At 69.1% G+C, this 19008-nt stretch carries 9 protein-coding genes and 7 pseudogenes; 9 read left to right on the top strand and 7 right to left on the bottom strand.

What is annotated here, in order from left to right; translation table 11 throughout:
* Positions 1 to 85: 85 nt before the first annotated feature.
* Positions 86 to 1089 (top strand): annotated as a pseudogene (locus QFZ76_RS01600) (IS5 family transposase).
* 116 nt (positions 1090 to 1205) lie between these two features.
* Positions 1206 to 1589: a VOC family protein gene (locus QFZ76_RS01595; RefSeq protein WP_307671985.1), complete on the top strand. Its 384-nt coding sequence runs from the start codon at positions 1206 to 1208 to the stop codon at positions 1587 to 1589.
* A gap of 1 nt (position 1590) precedes the next feature.
* Here the strand turns inward: QFZ76_RS01595 and QFZ76_RS01590 are convergent.
* Positions 1591 to 2723 (bottom strand): annotated as a pseudogene (locus tag QFZ76_RS01590) (IS630 family transposase).
* Positions 2724 to 2865: 142 nt separating this feature from the next.
* On the opposite strand from QFZ76_RS01590, the pseudogene QFZ76_RS01585 reads away from it, so the two are divergent.
* Positions 2866 to 3087 (top strand): annotated as a pseudogene (locus QFZ76_RS01585) (site-specific integrase); the annotation flags it as partial.
* Here QFZ76_RS01585 and QFZ76_RS01580 read toward each other — a convergent pair.
* Positions 3015 to 4289: an MFS transporter gene (locus QFZ76_RS01580; protein WP_307671984.1), complete on the bottom strand. Its 1275-nt coding sequence runs from the start codon at positions 4287 to 4289 to the stop codon at positions 3015 to 3017. The pseudogene QFZ76_RS01585 and the gene QFZ76_RS01580 sit on opposite strands and share 73 nt — an antisense overlap.
* A 99-nt stretch (positions 4290 to 4388) precedes the next feature.
* Between QFZ76_RS01580 and QFZ76_RS01575 the strand changes: the two genes are divergently transcribed.
* Entirely contained in the window at positions 4389 to 5474 is a 1086-nt protein-coding gene (locus tag QFZ76_RS01575; RefSeq protein ID WP_307671983.1) for a helix-turn-helix domain-containing protein, read from the top strand.
* A 193-nt stretch (positions 5475 to 5667) separates the two neighbouring features.
* Here QFZ76_RS01575 and QFZ76_RS01570 read toward each other — a convergent pair.
* Positions 5668 to 8721: pseudogene (locus tag QFZ76_RS01570) on the bottom strand (Tn3 family transposase).
* 136 nt (positions 8722 to 8857) lie between these two features.
* Between QFZ76_RS01570 and QFZ76_RS01565 the strand changes: the two are divergent.
* The 4 genes and pseudogenes from QFZ76_RS01565 to QFZ76_RS01550 all read left to right on the top strand — a co-directional run bounded on the left by QFZ76_RS01565 (position 8858) and on the right by QFZ76_RS01550 (position 11294).
* Entirely contained in the window at positions 8858 to 9112 is a 255-nt protein-coding gene (locus QFZ76_RS01565) for a thioesterase II family protein (protein ID WP_373464491.1), read from the top strand.
* Positions 9112 to 9324: an MbtH family protein gene (locus QFZ76_RS01560; protein WP_307679896.1), complete on the top strand. Its 213-nt coding sequence runs from the start codon at positions 9112 to 9114 to the stop codon at positions 9322 to 9324. The genes QFZ76_RS01565 and QFZ76_RS01560 overlap by 1 nt, the downstream gene beginning before the upstream one ends.
* A 3-nt stretch (positions 9325 to 9327) precedes the next feature.
* Positions 9328 to 10650, top strand: coding sequence for an MFS transporter (locus tag QFZ76_RS01555; RefSeq protein WP_307671981.1), 1323 nt, complete (start codon positions 9328 to 9330; stop codon positions 10648 to 10650).
* Positions 10625 to 11294: pseudogene (locus QFZ76_RS01550) on the top strand (M15 family metallopeptidase). The gene QFZ76_RS01555 and the pseudogene QFZ76_RS01550 overlap by 26 nt, the downstream one beginning before the upstream one ends.
* A gap of 77 nt (positions 11295 to 11371) precedes the next feature.
* Here QFZ76_RS01550 and QFZ76_RS01545 read toward each other — a convergent pair.
* The 4 genes and pseudogenes from QFZ76_RS01545 to QFZ76_RS01525 form a co-directional block, all read right to left on the bottom strand.
* A complete protein-coding gene (locus QFZ76_RS01545; protein WP_307679895.1) occupies positions 11372 to 12577 on the bottom strand; it encodes an IS256 family transposase in 1206 nt (401 codons plus the stop codon).
* Positions 12578 to 12726: 149 nt separating this feature from the next.
* A pseudogene (locus QFZ76_RS01540) lies at positions 12727 to 13005 on the bottom strand (transposase); the annotation flags it as partial.
* A gap of 245 nt (positions 13006 to 13250) precedes the next feature.
* Positions 13251 to 13439 (bottom strand): annotated as a pseudogene (locus tag QFZ76_RS01535) (IS6 family transposase); the annotation flags it as partial.
* Positions 13440 to 13640: 201 nt separating this feature from the next.
* Positions 13641 to 14288: a hypothetical protein gene (locus tag QFZ76_RS01525; RefSeq protein ID WP_307671980.1), complete on the bottom strand. Its 648-nt coding sequence runs from the start codon at positions 14286 to 14288 to the stop codon at positions 13641 to 13643.
* Between the two features lie 929 nt (positions 14289 to 15217).
* On the opposite strand from QFZ76_RS01525, the gene QFZ76_RS01520 reads away from it, so the two are divergent.
* Positions 15218 to 18892, top strand: a complete 3675-nt coding sequence (locus QFZ76_RS01520; RefSeq protein WP_307679894.1) for a BTAD domain-containing putative transcriptional regulator — start codon at positions 15218 to 15220, stop codon at positions 18890 to 18892.
* Positions 18893 to 19008: the final 116 nt, after the last annotated feature.

Genomic DNA, 19008 nt, shown 5'->3' with positions numbered 1-19008 from the left:
CACCTGTGCTAGGGCCTGTGTGACGTCGTGATCAATCTTGCCGATCCGGATCCGCATGGAAGGCGGATCCGGTAGGAAGACAATCGTGACGCGCAGGCAACTCACCGACAGGCAATGGAAGTTGATCCAGCCGTTCCTGCCGATAGGCGAGTACGGCCCGTATCCCGAGCGGCTGCGGGATCAGTTCGAGGGGGTGATCTGGCGGTTTCGCACCAGCAGCCAGTGGCGGGAGATGCCAGGCGAGTTCGGCCCATGGCCGACGGTCTACGGCCGCTTCCGGGTATGGAGGGACGCCGGCGTCTTCACCGCGCTGCTGGAAGGCGTGATCGCCGAGGCAGCCCGCCAGGGAAAGACGGACCTGTCCCTGGTCAGCGTGGACTCCACGACCGCCCGCGCCCACCACGACGCCGCCGGGATGTGCATCGGCAAGGAGATCATGGACGCCCTCGAGGAAGCCGCCGCCGAGCAGGAGGAGGCCCGGCAAAAGGGGGCGGCCCGCCAGAACAGAACGGACAGGACGCAGGTCACGACCCCGAGGGGGAAGAGCGGCGGCACATCAGGCGGAGGCGCAAGCTCCGCTTGAAGCAAGCCCTGCTCGGCAGGTCCCGTGGCGGGCTGACGAGCAAGGTTCATCTCGCCGCGGACCGCCGGTGCCGTCCGTTGTCGTTCGTCCTGACTGCGGGACAGGCAGCCGACAGCCCGCAGTTCGTCCCCGTGCTGCAGAAGGTGCGGATCCCTCTGCCGGTCGGTCGTCCCCGGACCCGGCCTGACGCTGTCGCCGCGGACAAGGCCTACTCATCGCGCGCCAACCGCTCTTACCTGCGCAGACGCAACATCAAGGCAGTCATCCCGGAGAAGAAGGACCAGGCCGCCAACCGGAAGAAGAAGGGCAGTCGCGGCGGCCGGCCCACACGCCACGATGCCGATCTCTACAAGGAGCGGAACACCGTCGAGCGCCTGATCAACAAGTTGAAGGCCTGGCGGGGCATCGCGACTCGATACGACAAGACACCCGAGAGCTACCTCGCCGGTCTCCACCTCCGCGCCGCCATGATCTGGATCAACGACCTGCTGAAGGCACCTGGTTGATCACGACATCACACAGGCCCTAGTGCCGCATCAGGAAATGTTCGCCCGGTCGCGTTGCGCGGGCTGAGTTGCTTGGGAGGTAACGGCGTGCGTGGGGTCCTTGGATAGGCTCAAGCATGCGATCTCGAACAGGCGGCATGTGGTGGGGGACGACAATCGAAGCGCCGGACCCCAGTGGCTTGGCGAAGTTCTACGCCGAACTCCTCGATTGGCACATCGGGCACGAAGAGCCGGGAACGGCCATCGTGGCCGCCTCTCCGCAAGGACCGTTCTTCGTGTTCCAGCAGGAGGAGGGCTACCGGGCTCCGGTGTGGCCACCGGCCGATGGTGACCAGCGCCCGATGATGCACTTCGACTTTCAGGTCGGCGACCTGGACTCAGCGGTCGCCGAGGCGGTCGCCCTGGGAGCGACCGTGGCGGAGTTCCAGCCGCAGGAAAACGTCCGGGTGCTCTTCGACCCGGCCGGCCACCCCTTTTGCCTGTGCCGCGACGACGATTAGATCAGGCAACGTTTGCTCGCTGGACGACCGCGCGTAGGCCCCGGTCGTCGGCGTGGCGGTTTCGCCAGATGATGTAGCGGCGGATCATGCTGCCCTGTTCCTTGTGGGAGGCGTGGTCGGTGCCGTCGAGGGTGAAGTAGCGCAGGGCGGTGAACTGGGCCTCGATGCGGTTCAGCCAGGAGGAGTTCGTTGGCGTGTAGGCGATCTCGACGTTGTTCGCCGCGGCCCAGGTGCCGACCCGCTGGCACCTCTTCGTGGTCAGGTGCGGGGAGAAGTTGTCACACACGATCGCGATCCGCACCGTCGACGGATACAGGGTGCGTAGGTATCGGCAGAACTCCAGGAACTGTGTCCGCCTCTTGATGGGCTTGATGTGGCCGTAGAGCTTGTCCTTGGCCAGGTCCAGGGCGGCGAACAGGTGCCGTACTCCGCCGTAGCGGTTGTAGGTGGCCCGGCGCCTGCGGCGCGGTTCGCGAGCGGGGTCTTTGTGCCTGCCGCCGCGTTCGGCCCATTGCCGGCCGGGGTGGGGCATCAGGTTGAGCGGACCGAACTCGTCCATGCAGAAGACGACTTCGGGTTCGCCGTCCTCGGGTATGACCTCTCCGTCCGCGATCGCGTAAAGGTGCTCGACGCGGGCCTTCTTGGCCGCGTAGTCGGGGTCGCGGGAGGTCTTCCACGTCTTCAGTCGTTGAAAGAAGACGCCTTCCTCGCGGAGCAGGATGCGCAGGCCCTCGTGGCTGATGTCGTCGACCACCCCCTCGGCGACCAGGAAGTCCGCCAGCTTGGTCAGACTCCAGGTGGAAAACGGCAGGCCGTGCTCGGTGGGCCGGGACTTGGCGATCTTCTTGATCTCACGGCGCTCGGGCAGCGTGAAGGTCCTCGGCCGGCCGCCCTTGTACTTGGGATAAAGGGAGTCGAAGCCATCGGTGTTGAAGTTGTGGATCACATCGCGGACCCGGTCGTCGCTGGTGAACGTCACTTCGGCGATTTTCGCCACGGGCATGCCCTGGGCGGACAGCAGCACCATCTGGGCCCGCCGCCAGGTCACCACTGATCCGGTGCCCCTGCGGATGATCCGCAGCAGCCGCCGGCCTCGTCGTCGTCGATCTCCCGCACATGTACTCGTTCTGCCACGGGACCAGCATGGCGTGTCCGCGCCGTCCGGACCGACACCCGGACGGCGCGTCACAACAGGGCGAACGTTGCCTGCCGGGGCACTAGACGAGGTTGATCAAGTGCTTAGCGCCAACGGCTGTACCGCTGGTCCCCAACGCCGGATGAGCACACCGCCCTTCGGGGGCCGGGCACGGGCTGGGACCTTCACGAGTACCGCCACTCCTCGCTGACCCACCTCGGCGAACAGGGCGCGTCCCTGTTGATGCTGATGGCGAAGTCCCGCCACAAGAAGCCGGAGAACGTCCGCCGCTACTTCAAGCCGTCCCCCGAGGCGATCGCCGAGCTCACGAGCCTGCTCGCGCCCGGCGGCAGCAACCGCTGAGCCGCGCCTTGATCCTTCTCGGTGGCGACGGCGGAGGCGGAGAGGAGCGTCGCAGCGGCGAGGCTGCCCCAGAGGGCGGCCGAGCCGTGGGGTGCGAGAGCGGTGATGACTGCCGGGGAGGCGGCGAGGCCGAAGCCCGTGGAGAGCTGGAAGCGGGCGAGGGCGCGTCCCAGGACATGGGCCGGGGCGAGGGCGGTGACGAGCGCGGTGGCGCTGCCGGCATAGATGATCTCGCCGATCGTGCAGACCACGGACACCGTGGCGACGGCGGGGGCGCCCCAGCCGTGTCCCAGTGAGGTGGCCGCGAGGAAGCCGAGGTAGGACGCGGTGAGTACCACGCCGGCGAGAGCCAGCACGGTCCGCCGGGAGAAGCGGGACATCAGGACGGTGACCGGAACCTGCAGGGTGACCACCAGCACCGTGTTCGCCACGAAGATGGCTGCCGACCACACCGGGGATGCGTGCAACTGTGTCACCAGGACCAGAGGGAGCGCGATTTCGGTGATGTTGAGGCAGAAGACGTAGACCACGTTGGCGGCCAGCAGCGCGCGCATCCGAGGTGCGGGCCTGTCGGCCCTGTCCTTGGCCGAAATAGCGGCCGGATGGGCGTGCAGGTGAACCGACCATGCCAAGGCCGCCGCAGTGAGATAGGCGAGCCCGGTGACGGCTGCCAGCGCCTGCAGTGCGGTGGTGCCGCCCGCCAGGCATGCGGTGGCGAGGAGCGCGCCCGCGCCCATGCCGGCGTTGCGCAGGGCGCGGCCTGCCGCGAGAGCGGCGTCGCGTTCCCGGCCGTGGGCGACCGTGGCCACGAGGGCTGCGTGGGCGGCCGGCCATGCCTGGTTGCCGATGCCGAGGAAGAGCGCCGCCGTCGCGAACAGCCAGACGTGTCCCGCCGGGGCGGCCAGCAGCAGCGCCACGCCCAGCACCCGCACCAGCATCGACGCTGCCACGACCGTGCTGCGTGCGCCCCGGTCCAGCCATCGGCCGACAGCGGGCATGCACACCAGACCCACGACGGCGCCGACCGTCATGGCGATGCCGGTGGCCGACGCGGACAGCCTCAGCACCGTTAGCCCGTAGAGCAGCAGAAAGGGCCGCAGCATGCCGGTGCCGAGCGCGTCCACGGCCAGGGCGACGGCATAGCGGGGGCCTCCGGAGGCACGGACGAGGGCGCGCGGCTGGATCTTGGTGGTGGTTGCCATGGCGTCAACGGTGCGTTCGGCCGCCGGGCTGGGCACGTCGGTTGACGGACACGGTCAATCGACGCGGTCGTCGGCCGTACGGTCAGTGATGATGAGGGGGTGACGTTGAGGATCGACATCGGCGGCCTGCCGTCCGAGCGATTGCGGTTCGCTGCCTCCCCGCTGGCCGAGCTGACCGCGATGCTGCACGTGCTGGCCGAACCCGGGCATCATCCACGACTCGCCGGCTGGGCCGGGGATGTCTGGGCTGGGCTGCGGCCGGAGCTGGCCGAGCGGTTGCGGGAGGCGGAGTTCCTCTGGCGTTCCTCACGAGCCGATTTCCTGGTCCCCGCCCGTCCCCGGCCGACCCTCGTCGAGGAGCTGGACGACGTGGACCGGATCGACGACGAAACGTATGTGGCTTCCGCGCTCGTTACCACGTGCGGCAGCAACCGGGTCCACTTCGCTGCGCCGTCGCCGCTCGCCGACGCGACGGCGCGCGAGCGGGCCCTGGACCTGGCCCAGGCCCGCGGCCCGCTGCAAGAGGCCTTCGCAGAACGGCTGCTCGCAGATCCAGCCGCCGTGCGGGCACGGGTGCGCTGCACCCTCGAACAGTGCGTCGACACCTTCTTCGACGCCGCCTGGACGGGCGTCGCCGTGCAACTCGCCACCGACCTGCGCCTGAAGAACGACCTGCTGAAGCGCCAGGGCATCGGGGCGGCACTCGCATCGGTCTCCGACGCGGTCACCTTGGCGCCGGACGGCGACAGCATCATCGTGGACAAGCTGCAGGACAAGGCGACCGCCGCCCACGGCACCGGGGTCACCTTCATCCCCAGCGTCTTCGGCCGCCCGCACCTGGTGGTGGTCCACGCGCCCGGGTGGCAGCCGGTGGTGCAGTACCCCGTGGCCGAGCCGAGTCCATCAGAGCCGGTACCGCTGGAAACGGTCACACTACGGCTGGAGGCACTCGCACATCCGGTACGGCTGCGGCTGCTGCGTACCCTGGCCCGCGGCCCGCACACCACCGGTGAGCTGGCCCACGCCTGGGAACTTTCACCCCCGGAGGTTTCCCGCCACCTCGCTGTCCTGCGCCGCGCCGGGCTGCTCACGGCCCGGCGGCGCGGTCGCTACGTCCACTACACCCTCGACCTGTCCACGATGACGACGCTGGGGGCCGACCTGCTGGCGGCCGTACTGCGCTGAGTAGCTTCGGTCTGCCAGAACACGGGCGACCGCCGCCTTCGCAACATCGTCCGACTCGGCAGGCGCCGTGCAGTACCGGCGCGACCGCCTGCTGCCCTCGGGCAGCCGGGCAGCGCACTGGCTGCACCGCCGGACGTTCCTCCTGGCCATACCCCCAGGGGGCATCCTGTCCGGCCGTGCGGGCCAGGGCGTGTCACTCCTCGTCGATCGCGTCCTTGTCGCGAAGCGGACGCAGACCGCCGGGCAGGTCGGGGAGCTGGAAGGAGTAGCGGCCGAACACATTGATGTGGTGGCGTACGAACGGGGACAGCCTGGCGACGTCCTCGTCACGGATATCGAAGCCGTCCTCGCGGAGCTGGGTGACGGCGGCGTCCATGTAGCGGGTGTTGAACAGCACGAGTGCGTTGAGGACCAGGCCGAGCGCGCCGATCTGGTCCTCCATGCCGTCCTGGTAGGCTTGGTAGAGCTGCCCGGCCCGGCCGTGGAAGATCTTCCGTGCGAGCGCGTGGCGACCTTCCTGGAGGTTGGCCTGCACCTTGATCTGCCGGCGGTAGCCGGGCTCGTCGGCCAGTCGCAGGATGTGCAGGGTCTTCGCGATCCGCCCGTAGTGCGCGATCGCGTCCCCCAGCGGCGTGGGGCGTCCGTCCCGCGACAGCATCCGGATCACGTCGCAGGCGCGGACGGCGCCGGTGTGGATGGAGCCGATGATCCGCAGGATGTCCTCCCAGTGCCGCTCGATCCGGGCGAGGTCGATCCGGCCCCGGGCGGCGTCCTGGAAGGCGCCGTAGTCGGCAGCGCGGTCGATGCGCCACATCTTCTGGTCCGGCAGGTCGGCGAGCTGCGGCGCGTACGCGAACCCGGCCAGGGTCAGGAGCCCGAACACGATGTCGGAGTTCGCGGCGGTATCCGTGACGATCATCTCCGGGCGCTTGCCGCCGTCGCGGTCGTAGAGGACGTCCAACACGTACAGCGAGTCGCGCGGGGTGCCGGCCACGACCTTCCCTCCGAGCCCGGCGGCCTGGTCGTTGATCATGTTCAGCCAGGTCGCGCCACCCCGGCGTCCGAAGTACTTCGGGTTCGGCCTGGCGTACACCGACGGCACCGGCACCACGAACCGCATCCCGTCCACGGAGGCGACCAGCCCGCCGCCCCACGCCTGGGCGAGCGGGATCGCCGCCTGGTGCTCGATCAGAGCGGCGTTCGCGGCCCGGTAGGTCGCCAGCCGCAGATACGTCTGGTCGACGTGGGAAAGCCGCCCGTACTTCAGTGCATCGATGCCGCTGATGACGGGGGTGTAGCCGACGTTACAGCCGTGGGCCACCAGGAGCGCCGCGATGGTGACGGGGAGGTCCTTGAGCCGGGCCTCGCCGCCGGTGACCAAGGTGAACGCCTGGTCGGCGCCGGTCCAGGAGAACACCTCCAGCAGCACCTCCGGCAGGTCGACGCGGGGCAGCATCGCGTTCACCGCCGCCCGCAGATCGAGCAGGGAGGCTGGTTCGGGCTCCGGCTCCAGCGCGGCGAAGTGTAGGCGGCCGTCATCGTCGAAGGAGATCTGTGCATTGTCGGGCAGACGGCCCGAGACCTCCCTATAGGTACCGTCCAGCAGCGAGGCCCGCGCGGCCAGGTGTTCGTCCGCCTTCTCGGGGAGGCCCAGGGAGGCAAGGACGGTGGGCTTGGCCTGCTCCCATGCCTCACCGGCCAGCAGCTTCGCCCTCGGGTCGCCCCACTTGGAGGAGTTCTTCGCGAAGATCTCCCGCCGGCGCAGCATGCGGTGGAACTGCTCCAACACGCAGAACACGTACGCCTTCCAGTCCACTGTCCCCGGCTCCAGGTTCGGCGCGGCCAGCACTAGGCGCTGCCAGGACCCGGCCAGCAGCTCGGTGTCGATCTCGGCAGGTCCCACCTTCTTGCGGCCCATCAGCTCCGGCAGGGTCTTCAGCGCGGCCAGAACCGGGGCACCCTCCGGAGTCGCGCCGAAGTCCACGACCTTGACCAGGAGCTTCAGGAACGGTCGCACCGTGCCAAACCGGGTGACCAGCATCGCCCGCCATGCCTGATCCGCATCGGAGTCCAGCGGTGGCGTCAGCTCGAACAGCGCCGCGATCGCGGCGGCCAGCTCGTGGCGCGGCACCACCGCCTCGATCTGCTCCTACATCGCCGTAAGCGTCTCCACCTTCGGCGGGCTGATCTCACCGGTGTCGGTATCGACCTGCTCGGCAGTGGTGTCGAAGACGACCTGGAACGCGGTCGCCAGCTTCGCCCCGGCTCGCTCGACCCTCGGCAGGGTCTTCATCTTCTCCTTGGCCGTCTCCCGCTCGGCCTTGGCCAGTAGCTTCGTGGCGATCAGCACCTCCAGCAGGTCTAGGGCGTCATCGACCGCCCGCGTCGTCAGGTGCACCGCGGTGGCCAGCAGCGTCGCCAGGCGCCGCGAATCGTTGTGCCGCTTGAGCAGCGTCGCCTTGCCGTCCACCCCGTACCTCGACAGCTCCGCCAGCCGGCGCGGCGGTATCCCCGACACGTCCAGCTCACCCATGCCCAGGTCGGCGATCTCCTCCGCCCGGTCCAGGGACCACTTCATCTGCGGGCCCGACACCCGCACCGGCCCGCGCCGCAGGCGGTCCAGCTCCGAGACCCGCGCACCGGCAGGGACAGTCAGCAGCGAATCCAGCACCGCCCGCTGGCCAACGTTCAGCAGCCCGTAGAGCGTGTCCCACAGCCTCTGGTTCGCCGCCTCCCGGACATTGCCCACCAGCCGTGACAGGCGAGTCGCACCGGGCAGAAGCACCCTCTGCTCGCGCAACCACCCGGCCGCCGCGTCGAACAACGCCTTCGGCCCGTCCCCAGTCGTCCACGCCCGCGCGTCCAACCACTCACTCAACTCGGCCGATACCTCAGCGAAATCCCGCCAGCCCCCGCCCTCCTGGATCTCCCCGGCATGCGAGCGGGCCGTCCCGTCCCGCTCGCCGTACTCCTTCAGGCATGACGGGTCCGCGAACTCCAACTGCTCAGCCAGGTACTCAGCCACCTCCGCCGGCACCTGCCGCGGGTCCGCCATGAATCGGCCCAAAAAGCGCACGCTCGCGAGCTGGACCGCGTACCCGAGCCGATTGTGCGCACGACGCTTGGCCTGCACCGCCTCCCGGTCCGCATCGTCCAAGAAGAAGTACCGCTCCAACTCCGCACGGGACGGTGCCCCGACAAACGCCCCGTACCCAGCCTGCTCACCCGATAGGAACTCGACCGCCACAACAACTCTCCGAAGATCGACAACAGCGACCTACGAAGGCTCTGACAGGTGATCACCCCAGGTCAAAGCGCCAATCAACGCCGAGAAGGCTTAGCGCACGATCTGACATGGATGTTCCTCAAGCCCCGACTACGGACTGATCGCCCGTTACCGGGCGCCGTCCGCCCGGCTGAACGCGCCGATCACTGTGTACTCCGGGGACAGCGACACGGATGTGGACGAAGCGGCCGTCGCGGCCTGGTCGAAGGTCACCGCCTCGGCCTTCGCGGCGCGGTCCTTCGAAGGCGGTCACTTCTACCTGACGGAAAAGACACCGGCACTGCTCGGGGACCTTTTCGCCCGCCTCGGCTCGGCGGCCCCCCGATCCCTGCCCGAGGAGAGGAACGCATGATGCCCAACCCGTTCGAGGACGCGGACACCGGATTCCTCGTCCTGGTCAACGAGGAGGGCCAGCACTCGCTCTGGCCGTCGTTCGTCGCGGTTCCGCCAGGATGGGAAGCCGTGTTCGGGGAGGACCGGCGCGAGAGGTGCCTGGAGTACGTGGAGGAAGCCTGGAGTGACATACGGCCGCACAGCCTGATCGCCGCGATGAAGCAGCGTTAGGACGTGTCGGATCCGCGAGGCGGGGCGGGCAGATCCCGGTCGGAGCTGCCCGCCGCCTACTGGTGGCTCTGGGTCAGCATTCTCGTCAACCGGCTGGGGGGCTTCGTCGTCCCCTTCCTCGCTCTGTACCTGACGACCGAGCGGGGATTCTCGGCGGCGTACGCCGGTCTGGTCGCGGCCCTGTACGGGCTGGGCGGCTCGGTGGCGGCGGTGGCCGGCGGGGTGCTGGCCGACCGGCTCGGCCGGCGCACCACCCTCCTGGCCGCGTCGCTCGCCGCGGCGGCGACCACGGCGACGCTGGGGTTCGTCACGCAACCGGTCGTCATCGCGGTCGTGGCCGGTGCGGTGGGCCTGACCGCCAACGCCTCCCGGCCGGCGGTGTCGGCGATGATGGTCGACCTCGTGAGGCCTGAGCAGCGGGTGCGCGCCTACTCCCTGAACTACTGGGCGATCAATGTCGGATTCGCCGTCTCGGGCGCGGTCGCGGGGCTCATCGCCGAGCGGACGTACCTGTGGCTGTTCCTCGGCGACGCGCTGATGACGGCGCTGTGCGCGGTGGTCGTCTTCGCCCGGGTCCCCGAGACCGGGCCGGTGGCACACGGGCCGGTCGAGGGTGGGGCGAGAACGGGAATCGGGCAGGTCTGGCGGGACCGGCGCTTCATGGCGCTGGTCGGGCTCACGTTCCTGCTGGGCAGCGTTTTGCAGCAGGCATTCACCACACTGCCGATCGACATGAGCGAAGCCGGCCTCACCGCGTCCGACTACGGCCGGGTGCTGGCGCTCAACGGGCTGCTCGTGGTGGTCCTGCAACTGCCCGCCTCGCGCTGGGCCGCGGGGCGCGAACCGGTCGCGCGGCTCTCGTTCGGTGCCCTTCTGCTGGGCTGGGGTTTCGGGGTCACCGCTGTCGCCGGCGGGGACTCCCGGGCCGGGACCCTGTGGCTCTATGCCGCGAGCGTGGCGGTCTGGACGCTGGGGGAGATCGTGCACGAGCCCGCGTCGATGGCGGCGGCGGCGGAACTGTCGCCGCCGCGGGCGCGCGGGCGGTACCAGGGCGTGTACACGCTGGCGGCGTCGGCGTCGGCGTCGGCGTCGGCGTTCTGCGGCCCGGCGGCGGGCGGGGCGGTGCTGGACCTCTACGGTTCCACGGCCGTCTGGGGTGCCTGCGCCGTGGTGGGCACGGTCACCGCCGCGGGGTACTGGCTGCTGCTGCGGCGGGGCAAGGGGGCGACGGCCGAGGCCGGACCGGGTGCCACCGCCGGCCCGGACGACGTGGGCCGAACGCTCGAGGGAAGATCGGCGGATGACGGAAATCATTCTGATGTCTGATCCCAGGGTCGAGGCCGTACCGGTGCGGGAATCGGGCGAACCGCTCGTTGACGCGAGCCTGCGGAAGGCGCTGCTGATCGACGACCGCAAACACGACGACGCGGGAGCCTTCGCCCACTTGCGAAGCGGCGTGCTGGACCGGCTGATGGAGGCCCAGTCGCACCTCCCCGACGGCCTCCGGCTCCTCTTCGTCGAGGGATACCGGCCCCCTGGCCTGCAACGCTTCTACTTCCAGGCGTACTTCGACGGCCTGCGTGCCGCTCACCCCCTGCTGGCCGGAGGACCGCGTCCGACGGGCCGCCAGCCGCTATGTGTCCCCTCCCGGGATCGCCCCGCACAGCGCAGGCGCGGCCGTCGACGTGACGCCCGCCGACGCAAACGGCCGTGAACTGGACCTCGGTACGCGGGTGAACGCGAGTCCGGAAGAGAGCGACGGTGCCTGCTACACGGAGGCGGACAACATCGGTGCTCGGGCTCGGCTCCACCGGAACGTACTGAATGCCGCCCTGCACTCGGCGGGTCTGGTCAACTACCCCACCGAGTGGTGGCACTGGTCCTTCGGGGACCGCTACTGGGCACTGGCCACACAGGCGCCGACGGCCCTCTACGGCCCGAAGGACCTCCCGAGCGCGGACCGGCCCTAATACTCGAGTCGTGCTTCTCCATTTGTCCTGTTCACGGGGGTGTGACAATTTAACGGCTGATCTTGGTTGTTGAGTGGTCAGTTGTTGCTCGGGGTCAGGCGACCCTCGAAGGCGATCTGGAACGCGTTCAGGGGTGCTTTCCAGCGCATGGTCCACCGCTTGCGGCCCTTGCCCGTGGGGTCCAGGCTCATCAGCGCCATGTAGATGCACTTGAGGGCGGCGGCCTCGTTGGGGAAGTGGCCGCGGGCGCGGACGGACCTGCGGATGCGGGCGTTGACGCTTTCGATCGCGTTCGTGCTGCAGATGACCTTGCGGATCTCGACGTCGAAGGAGAGAAAGGGCACGAACTCGGCCCAGGCGTCCGACCACAGCTTCACGATCGCCGGATACTTCCGGCCCCACGCTTCCTGGAACTCCAGGAACCGCTCCGTCGCCGCGTCCTCGCCGGGTGCGGTGTAGACGGGCCTGAGGGCCCCCGCGACCTTGTCCCAGTCCTGACGGGCGGCGTAACGGAACGAATTCCGCAGCAGGTGAACCACGCACGTCTGGACAATCGTGCGAGGCCAGACGGCCTCCACCGCATCGGGAAGGCCCTTGAGCCGGTCGCAGACCAGCATCAGCACGTCATCCAGGCCGCGGTTCTTCAGCTCCGTGAACACGTGCAGCCAGTACTTCGCGCCCTCGCCGCCGTCGCCGGCCCAGATGCTGAGGATGTCGCGGGTGCCGTCCACGGTCACCGCCATCACCACGTAGATGGGACGGTTCGCGACCTTCCCGTCCCTGATCCTGACGTTGATGGCATCGACGAACAAAACGGGGTAAACACGGTCGAGAGGACGGCTCTGCCATTCCGCCATGCCGTCCATGACCTTGTCGGTGATGGTGGAGATGGTCTGCTTGGAGACCTCCGCCCCGTAGACCTCGGCCAGGTGAGCGGCGATCTCCCCATGGGTGAGGCCCTTCGCCGAGAGCGACAGGACCATCTCGTCCACTCCCGTCAGCCGCCGCTGCCGCTTCCTGACGATCTGCGGCTCGAACGTGCCCGAGGTGTCACGCGGGACTTTGACCTCGACCGGCCCGACGTCGGTCAGCACCGTCTTGGCCCGGCTCCCGTTGCGGGAGTTGCCGCTGCCCCGGCCGCCGGCATCGTGCTTCTCATAGCCGAGGTGATCGGTGATCTCACCTTCCAGGGCCGATTCCAGGACCCGCTTGGTCAGCTGCTGCAGCAGCCCGCCCTGCCCGGTCAGCTGCAGTCCCTCCGACCGGGCCCGCTCCACCAGCATCGTGACCAGCTGCTCGTCGGACACGGGCTCAGGCTGCCCCAACTGGGCACTCTCGACAGGCTCCACGGTCTCCAACTCCACGGCGGTGTAAGTCACTTGACGTCTCTCCCATGATCGTCGGATCCGCCGTTAGATTTACACTCCCGCTGGTGGCTGTTCTCCGCCCGGTTGTTCAGCCCCTTGTGGGAGCGGTGCTCCACGGAGGGCAGGACCTCTCGGTGAGCCGCTCCGTAGGAGCGGAGCCTGTCCGTGACGACCACCCGCGGCACCGTACGCGTCCTCTTCACCAGAGGACGGAAGAATCGCCTGGCCGCGGTCTTGTCCCGCCGGTTCTGCACCAGGATGTCCAGCACCAAGCCGTCCTGGTCGACAGCCCGCCACAGGTACTTCCGCTCGCCGTTGATCTTGATGAAGACCTCGTCCAGGTGCCTTGTGTACCACGGACGACCTCGCCGGCATTGCTCTACACAGCGACTTGTTCGCACTTCCCAATCGGCGGCCGAGTCGTCGTGGGGAGCCGGGCGGCCAAGCACCTGAAGCCACGAACGGCAGCCACTTGTCAGCCACACCCAACTCCCCTGGGTGTCCCCACCCTACGAACGGGAGGACCAACCCGTTCAAGAAGTTAGAGCCACTTGTCACCAGGCCGGGGCCGGCGGCGGCGCAGCGAATTGGCGTACCGCTGCCCGAACTTCACGCACCAGCGGCGGATGGTCTCGTAGGAGACGATCACGCCGCGCTCAAGCATCAACTCCTCGGCCTCACGGAAGCTGAGCGGGAACCGGTGATACAGCCGCACGCAGTGGGAGATCACCTCGACCGGGTAACGGTGACCCCTGTACGACGGCGACGCGCTCCCCACGGACGATCCCCCTCCACCATGATCAACCCGGAGGTCATCCCACCCACTCAGCCAACGTGACAGCGCCGTCCTGGCGACTGCTACGACAAGCCCGATGCTCGACCAACCGCATCGGCAGAGTGGTCGCAGCAGTCCACACCCTCCTCACCTGCGAATACGCAGGATGAAAGAGGTTCAGTCAGTCACTACCGTCTGTGCTGCCTATCGTGCGCATACCCACCCCAGACTGACCAATTCTCTCTGCTGCGGGGTGGTATTCGCCGGGTAGCTGCTGGTGAACGTCAGGTATACCTTTTGCGGGTACCCGGTCGGCCACGCAACGGTGGAGTTCGAGTCGGCTTGGAGCTGCGGCGACGAGTAAGTTTTCGTCTCGCCGGTCCCCTGCTTGCTTGTACCCGTGTCGAAAAGGGGATAGGCCGAGGGGCAGTCCATCGGGGTCCTGAGCGGCGGCTCACCCGACCTCACGACGGCATTGTTGTACTTCGGGTACGTGGTCGGCGTCGTCGAACATGTATAGGTGACTGCGAATACACCCTCGTGAATCCCCGATTCCGGGACGGTCATGTTTTTCACCGTCGCCGTCCAGCGGTGGGCATCGGCACCCCGCTGTATCTTCAACTCCTCTTCGTATTCCAGCCATGAGTGCATCGAGATGCCCAGTCCGGCCCTCACCAGGTAGGGGGCTCCGGAAGGGCAATTCCCGGTGAGCGTGCGGGTTTCGCCGAAATTTACCGTGAAGACGGACTCAAGGCGCTGGTCGGCGGCTGATGCGGCCGGTGCGGTGGCGATCAGACCGGTGGCGGCAATCGCTGCTGCCGCCCCGATGCAAGCTGTTCTGCGGAATCTCATTTCTCGTCCTCCTGGAAGTTCGTGCTGCGTGTGTGTACGGGTGCTGTCGGCCACAAGCGGATCGGGCACAAGAGCTGGCGCCTCAGGTGATGTCGAACTGCTCCCTTCTTCAGGCGCGTCGCTCCTGAAGAAGGGAGCACCCGGGGCCGGGGAAGCGGGCGACTCGGCACCGCTCACCGAGTAGAGCGGCTCGGCGGCAGCGGCGAGGGAGCCTTTCGTTGTCCGCCCGGCCGTGACCGGCCGTTCTCGGCGTGCTGGTGTGCTGGTGTGCTTACGTAATGTCGAAAGACCCCTTCTTCAGCAGCGACGCGCCTGAATCAACGGGGGCATCGCTCAGCGTCTGGGGAGCGGTCGACTCGGTACTGCTCACCCCGTACTCCGTTGCGCCGGACAGGCCTTGGCCCCACTGGGACGGGTCGCCGGCGCTGGCCGCGGTGGCTCCGAGCGCCAGGCCGGCGACCGCCAAGAGGGCCACCATCCCAACGCGAATCGCGTGGTTCACGACTGTCTGCCTTTCGTGTCAGCCACCGAGGTTCATCCGTCGGTGGTGCACACACCATCGCCCTCGCGACTTGGCCCCCACTTGCAGGCGGCTTACACCCGCGCCAGCAGTCGTCCACAAACGCGGTCCTGGTCCGTGCGGCGGCCCTTCCTCTGGCTCGGTCGATCCGCACGTCGGTCGGCTCCGTCGCCGACAGCTCCACGCCCCGTCGAGCCGGCGGACACCCCGCCACCATTCAGCTTCACGGACGCCCTCGGGTTGGTACAGCCGTACCGGGCTCCAAGATCGGTCCGAGGTGGACGTTAGGCGATCCAAACGGCACAATGCGGGGCGAGCCGCGGCACAGGCCGCGTGCGGTACGTTCACGCCATACGGTGGCCCAGGCGCCGGGCAGGGATATGCAGGAGGGCACTGCCTCGTGCGCGACATGGATGGGGCCGACGATGCCGGCGACGGGGACAGACCTGTCGGCGATGGGCTTTCGATCTCTGTACTGGGCGAACTGACCGCCAGGATCGGCTCGGACGTTCTCGGCCTGGGCGGGCGGCAGCAACGTGCGGTGCTCGCCCTGCTGTTGGTGGCGCATGGAGACGTGGTCCCCGCCGATCGCCTCGTCGACGCCCTGTGGGATTCACAGACGGTCCAGAATCCCGTTGGCGCGCTCCATGCGTATGTCTCGCATCTGCGGCGGCAGTTGGAGCCCGGCCGGATAGCCCGGTCCCGCGGCACCGTCATCGTCAGCGAGGGCTCCGGCTACGCGTTGCGGGTGGACCGGGACGCGGTCGACGCCTGGCGGTTCGATCGGCTGGTCCACCACGCCGGCGCCATGGACGAGCCGGCCGGCGTGGTGAGGGTTCTGTCGGAGGCGTTGGCGCTGTGGCGCGGCCCTGCCTTCGTCGAATACGCCGCAAAACCGTGGGCCGAAGCGGAAGCGAACCGTCTCACCGCGTTGCGGGCGGTCGCCCGGGAACGGTTGCTCGAAGCCCGTCTGGACTGCGGCGAGAGCGCCGTACTCGTACCGGAGATCGAGGCACTCGTCAGTGAGGAGCCGCTGCGTGAGGAACGGTGGCGGCTGCTCGTGCTGGCTCTGTACCGCGCGCACCGGCAGGGCGAGGCGCTGGCCGCGCTGCGGCGGGCCAGGGCCGTGCTGGCCGATGAGTTGGGGGTGGATCCCGGCCCGGCCCTGCGCCAACTGGAGACCGACGTACTGGCGCAGTCCCCCGCGTTGCAGGCGCCGTCACCTGCCGACGCCGCTCCCGCCCCGCGGATCGCGCGCTCGGCCGAGCTCACCGGTACGGATAACGCCCCGGCGCCGGTGTCCCAGCGGGCGCCGCGGGCGGATGACACCCTGGTGGAGCGAGTCCGGGAGGTCGCCGAGCTGCGGGATTGCCTGGAGGAGGCGATGGGCGGGCGGGCCTGTCTGGTTCTGGTGGAGGGTCCGGCAGGGATCGGCAAGACCCGGCTGTTGGCCGAGACCCGGCGACTGGCCGCGGAGCGGGGCGCTCTGATGATGTCTGCGCGGGGCAGCCAGTTGGAGAAGGCGTACGGCTTCGGCGTGGTGCGGCAGCTCTTCGAACCGGTTGTGGCCGACCCGGCGCGCCGTGAACGGGTGCTGTCCGGGGCGGCGGTGTCGGCGAGTTCCGTCTTCGACGTGGCCGAGGCGCAGACGCAGGCCGATGGTTCGCTGGCGGCGCTGCACGGTCTGTACTGGCTGACGGTCAACGTGTCCGCCGAGCACCCGATGGTGCTGGCCGTCGATGACCTGCAGTGGTGTGACAGCGGCTCGCTGCGCTTCCTGGCCTACCTGGTGGGCCGGGTCCAGGGGCTGCCGGTCCTCATCGTCGCGACACTGCGCACCGGTGAGCCGCATGACGACGAGGAGTTGCTGGCCGAGCTCGCGCACGACGCCGTCACGGTGCGGATCAGCCCGCCGCCGTTGACCGCCGAAGGTACCGCCGAACTGGTGCGCCACCGCCTCGGCGACCTCGCCCAGGATGTCTTCGTCGCCGCCTGCCACCGCACCACCTCAGGGAACCCGCTGCTGCTGCGCCAGTTGCTGCGCGCCCTGCAGTCCGAGGGGGTTCCCCCCGAGGCGTCGCACGCCGACACGGTGACCGCGATCGGTTCACGGGCCGTATCGAGCATGGTCCTCATGCGGTTGGCCCGGATGCCCCGGGCGAGCACGGCGATAGCGCGGGCGGTCGCGGTGCTGGGCAGCGGAGCCGTGCTGACGACGGTTACCGCGCTGGCGGATCTGCCGGAGAGCGAGGCGGTGGCCGCGATCGCGGCGCTGGCACGCGCCGAGGTACTCCGCGACGAGTACCCGCTTAGTTTCGTCCATCCGCTGGTGGCGGATGCCGTGTACCGGGATCTCCCGCCCGGGGAGCGGCAGTTGCAACACGAGCGGGCCGCCCGGGTACTGCACGAGTCCGGAGCGCCGGCCGAGCAGGTCGCGGCGCACCTGCTTCAGGTGCCGCACCGCGCCGACCCGTGGGTGGTGCGGGTCCTGCGGACCGCCGCGGCCACGGTGGCAGCCCGTGGGGCGGCGGATGCCGCCGTGACCTATCTGGCCCGGGCGCTGGCGGAGCCGGCTGGACCGGGTGAGAGACCCGAGGTCCTCCTGGAACTCGGGCGGATGGAGGCACTGACGATCGGCCCCTCGGCGATCGAGCACCTGCGAGAGGCGTACGGCACGTTGCCGGATCCGGCGCAGCGTGCGGAGGTGGCACAGATGCTGGCGCGTGCGCTCGTCTTCGCCGGCGAAAGAGGAGAGGCCACCGGATTCGCCCGGGGGGCCGCCGCCGCGCTGCCCCCGGACTTGGCCGAGCCACGGCAGGCACTGCTCGCGCTGGAACGCCTCAGCAGCTACATGCACGGTCTCGAGGCCGCGGTGCCGCGGGAGGACGAGCCGAAGGTGGTCGGCGAAGGACCAGGAGCCCGGATGCTGGCCGCCGCGCTGGCCTTCGAGGCACTGAGGGACGGCGTCGACCGGAACAGCACGATCGGTCTGGCGCGGTTCGCCCTCGGCGCCGGTGTGCTGCTGGAGACCGACATCGACCTGATGGGCGTGACGGCCGCTAACGTGCTGTACCTGTCCGACGGCGACCCCAGCGCCTTCTGGGAAGAGGCGCTCGCTCACGCGTACCGGCGCGGATCGATCGCAGCGGCGCTGGCAGTCAATCTCTTCCGCGGCAATCAGGAGTGGGGGCACGGAGACCTGCGCGAGGCCCACCAGTCGCTCACCACCGCACTGGAACAACAGGACAGATGGCGCAACAACGTCGGCGCCGCGTACACCTTGTCATCCATCGTCGGTGTCCTGCTCGACCTCGGCGAGACCGACCACGCCCGGTCCTGCCTCGAGCAGCATGCCGGCATCCGCGGGATCGGCGATGGCGCCCGCCTGCTGGCCGAGGCGCGCGCCGCTCTGTTCATCGCCGAGGGACGGTACGAAGAAGCACTGGCCGGCGTCGAGCAGAGCCGGCGCATGGCCCCGCAGTCCGCCAACCCGGCCTGGTGGCCGTGGCGCAGCCTGCGGGGCCGGGCGCTGGGCGGCCTCGGCCGTCAGGCCGAGGCGATCGCGCTGGTCGAGGACGAACTCGCCGCGGCCCGACGGTGGGGGGCGCCGACTCTCGTCGGACGGACGCTGCGTGTACTCGGCGAGCTGCGCGGTGGTGACGGTGCCACCGACCTGCGTGAGGCGGTGGCCGTGCTCGCGGAGACGCCGGCGCGGTTGGAGTATGCCAGGGCTCTGTACGCGCTCGCCGGAGTCGCCCCGGCTGCCGAGGCCGTACCACTGCTGGACCAGTCGTACGGCATAGCCCGCCGCTGTGGCGCGGCCGGGCTATGCCGGTCGATCGCCGACGATCTCGCGCGCGTCGGCGTGACCGCGCCGGCGGAGCCGGCGGGCGCGGTCACCCTGACCTCGACCGAACGGCGGCTCGCGGCCATGTTCGCGGACGGGGCCGACGAACGCGACATCGCGCAGGCGCTGTTCCTCACCCCGCAGTCGGTGCAGGTGACCCTGCGGTCCGTACGCGGTCGGCTGGCCGCGACCTCGCGTGACGACCTGCGGACGGCTCTGTCCGCCGTGCGACCGTAGGCTGTCAGGAACTTCTGCAATCGAGGGTCGCCCGGACGTTTTGAGTCGTGTCCGTCGTGTTCTGCCACTCTGAAGCGTGTGGGGCGCCGTTGACCTGTGGAAAGTGCTGGAAGTGG

The sequence above is a fragment of the Streptomyces sp. V4I2 genome (assembly GCF_030817655.1).
In the GTDB taxonomy this organism is placed as follows: domain Bacteria; phylum Actinomycetota; class Actinomycetes; order Streptomycetales; family Streptomycetaceae; genus Streptomyces; species Streptomyces plumbiresistens.
The sequence above is the reverse complement of the archived record's forward strand: the minus strand, read 5'-3'. Positions and strand labels throughout refer to the sequence as shown.

What these genes read in the sequence shown, in the direction of transcription:
- QFZ76_RS01595 (WP_307671985.1), top strand. Translation starts at nt 1,206, where the DNA reads ATGCGATCTCGAACAGGCGGCATGTGGTGGGGGACGACAATCGAAGCG.
- QFZ76_RS01580 (WP_307671984.1), bottom strand. Translation starts at nt 4,289, where the DNA reads ATGGCAACCACCACCAAGATCCAGCCGCGCGCCCTCGTCCGTGCCTCC.
- QFZ76_RS01560 (WP_307679896.1), top strand. Translation starts at nt 9,112, where the DNA reads ATGCCCAACCCGTTCGAGGACGCGGACACCGGATTCCTCGTCCTGGTC.
- QFZ76_RS01545 (WP_307679895.1), bottom strand. Translation starts at nt 12,577, where the DNA reads ATGCTGGTGGAGCGGGCCCGGTCGGAGGGACTGCAGCTGACCGGGCAG.
- QFZ76_RS01525 (WP_307671980.1), bottom strand. Translation starts at nt 14,288, where the DNA reads ATGAGATTCCGCAGAACAGCTTGCATCGGGGCGGCAGCAGCGATTGCC.
- QFZ76_RS01520 (WP_307679894.1), top strand. Translation starts at nt 15,218, where the DNA reads ATGGATGGGGCCGACGATGCCGGCGACGGGGACAGACCTGTCGGCGAT.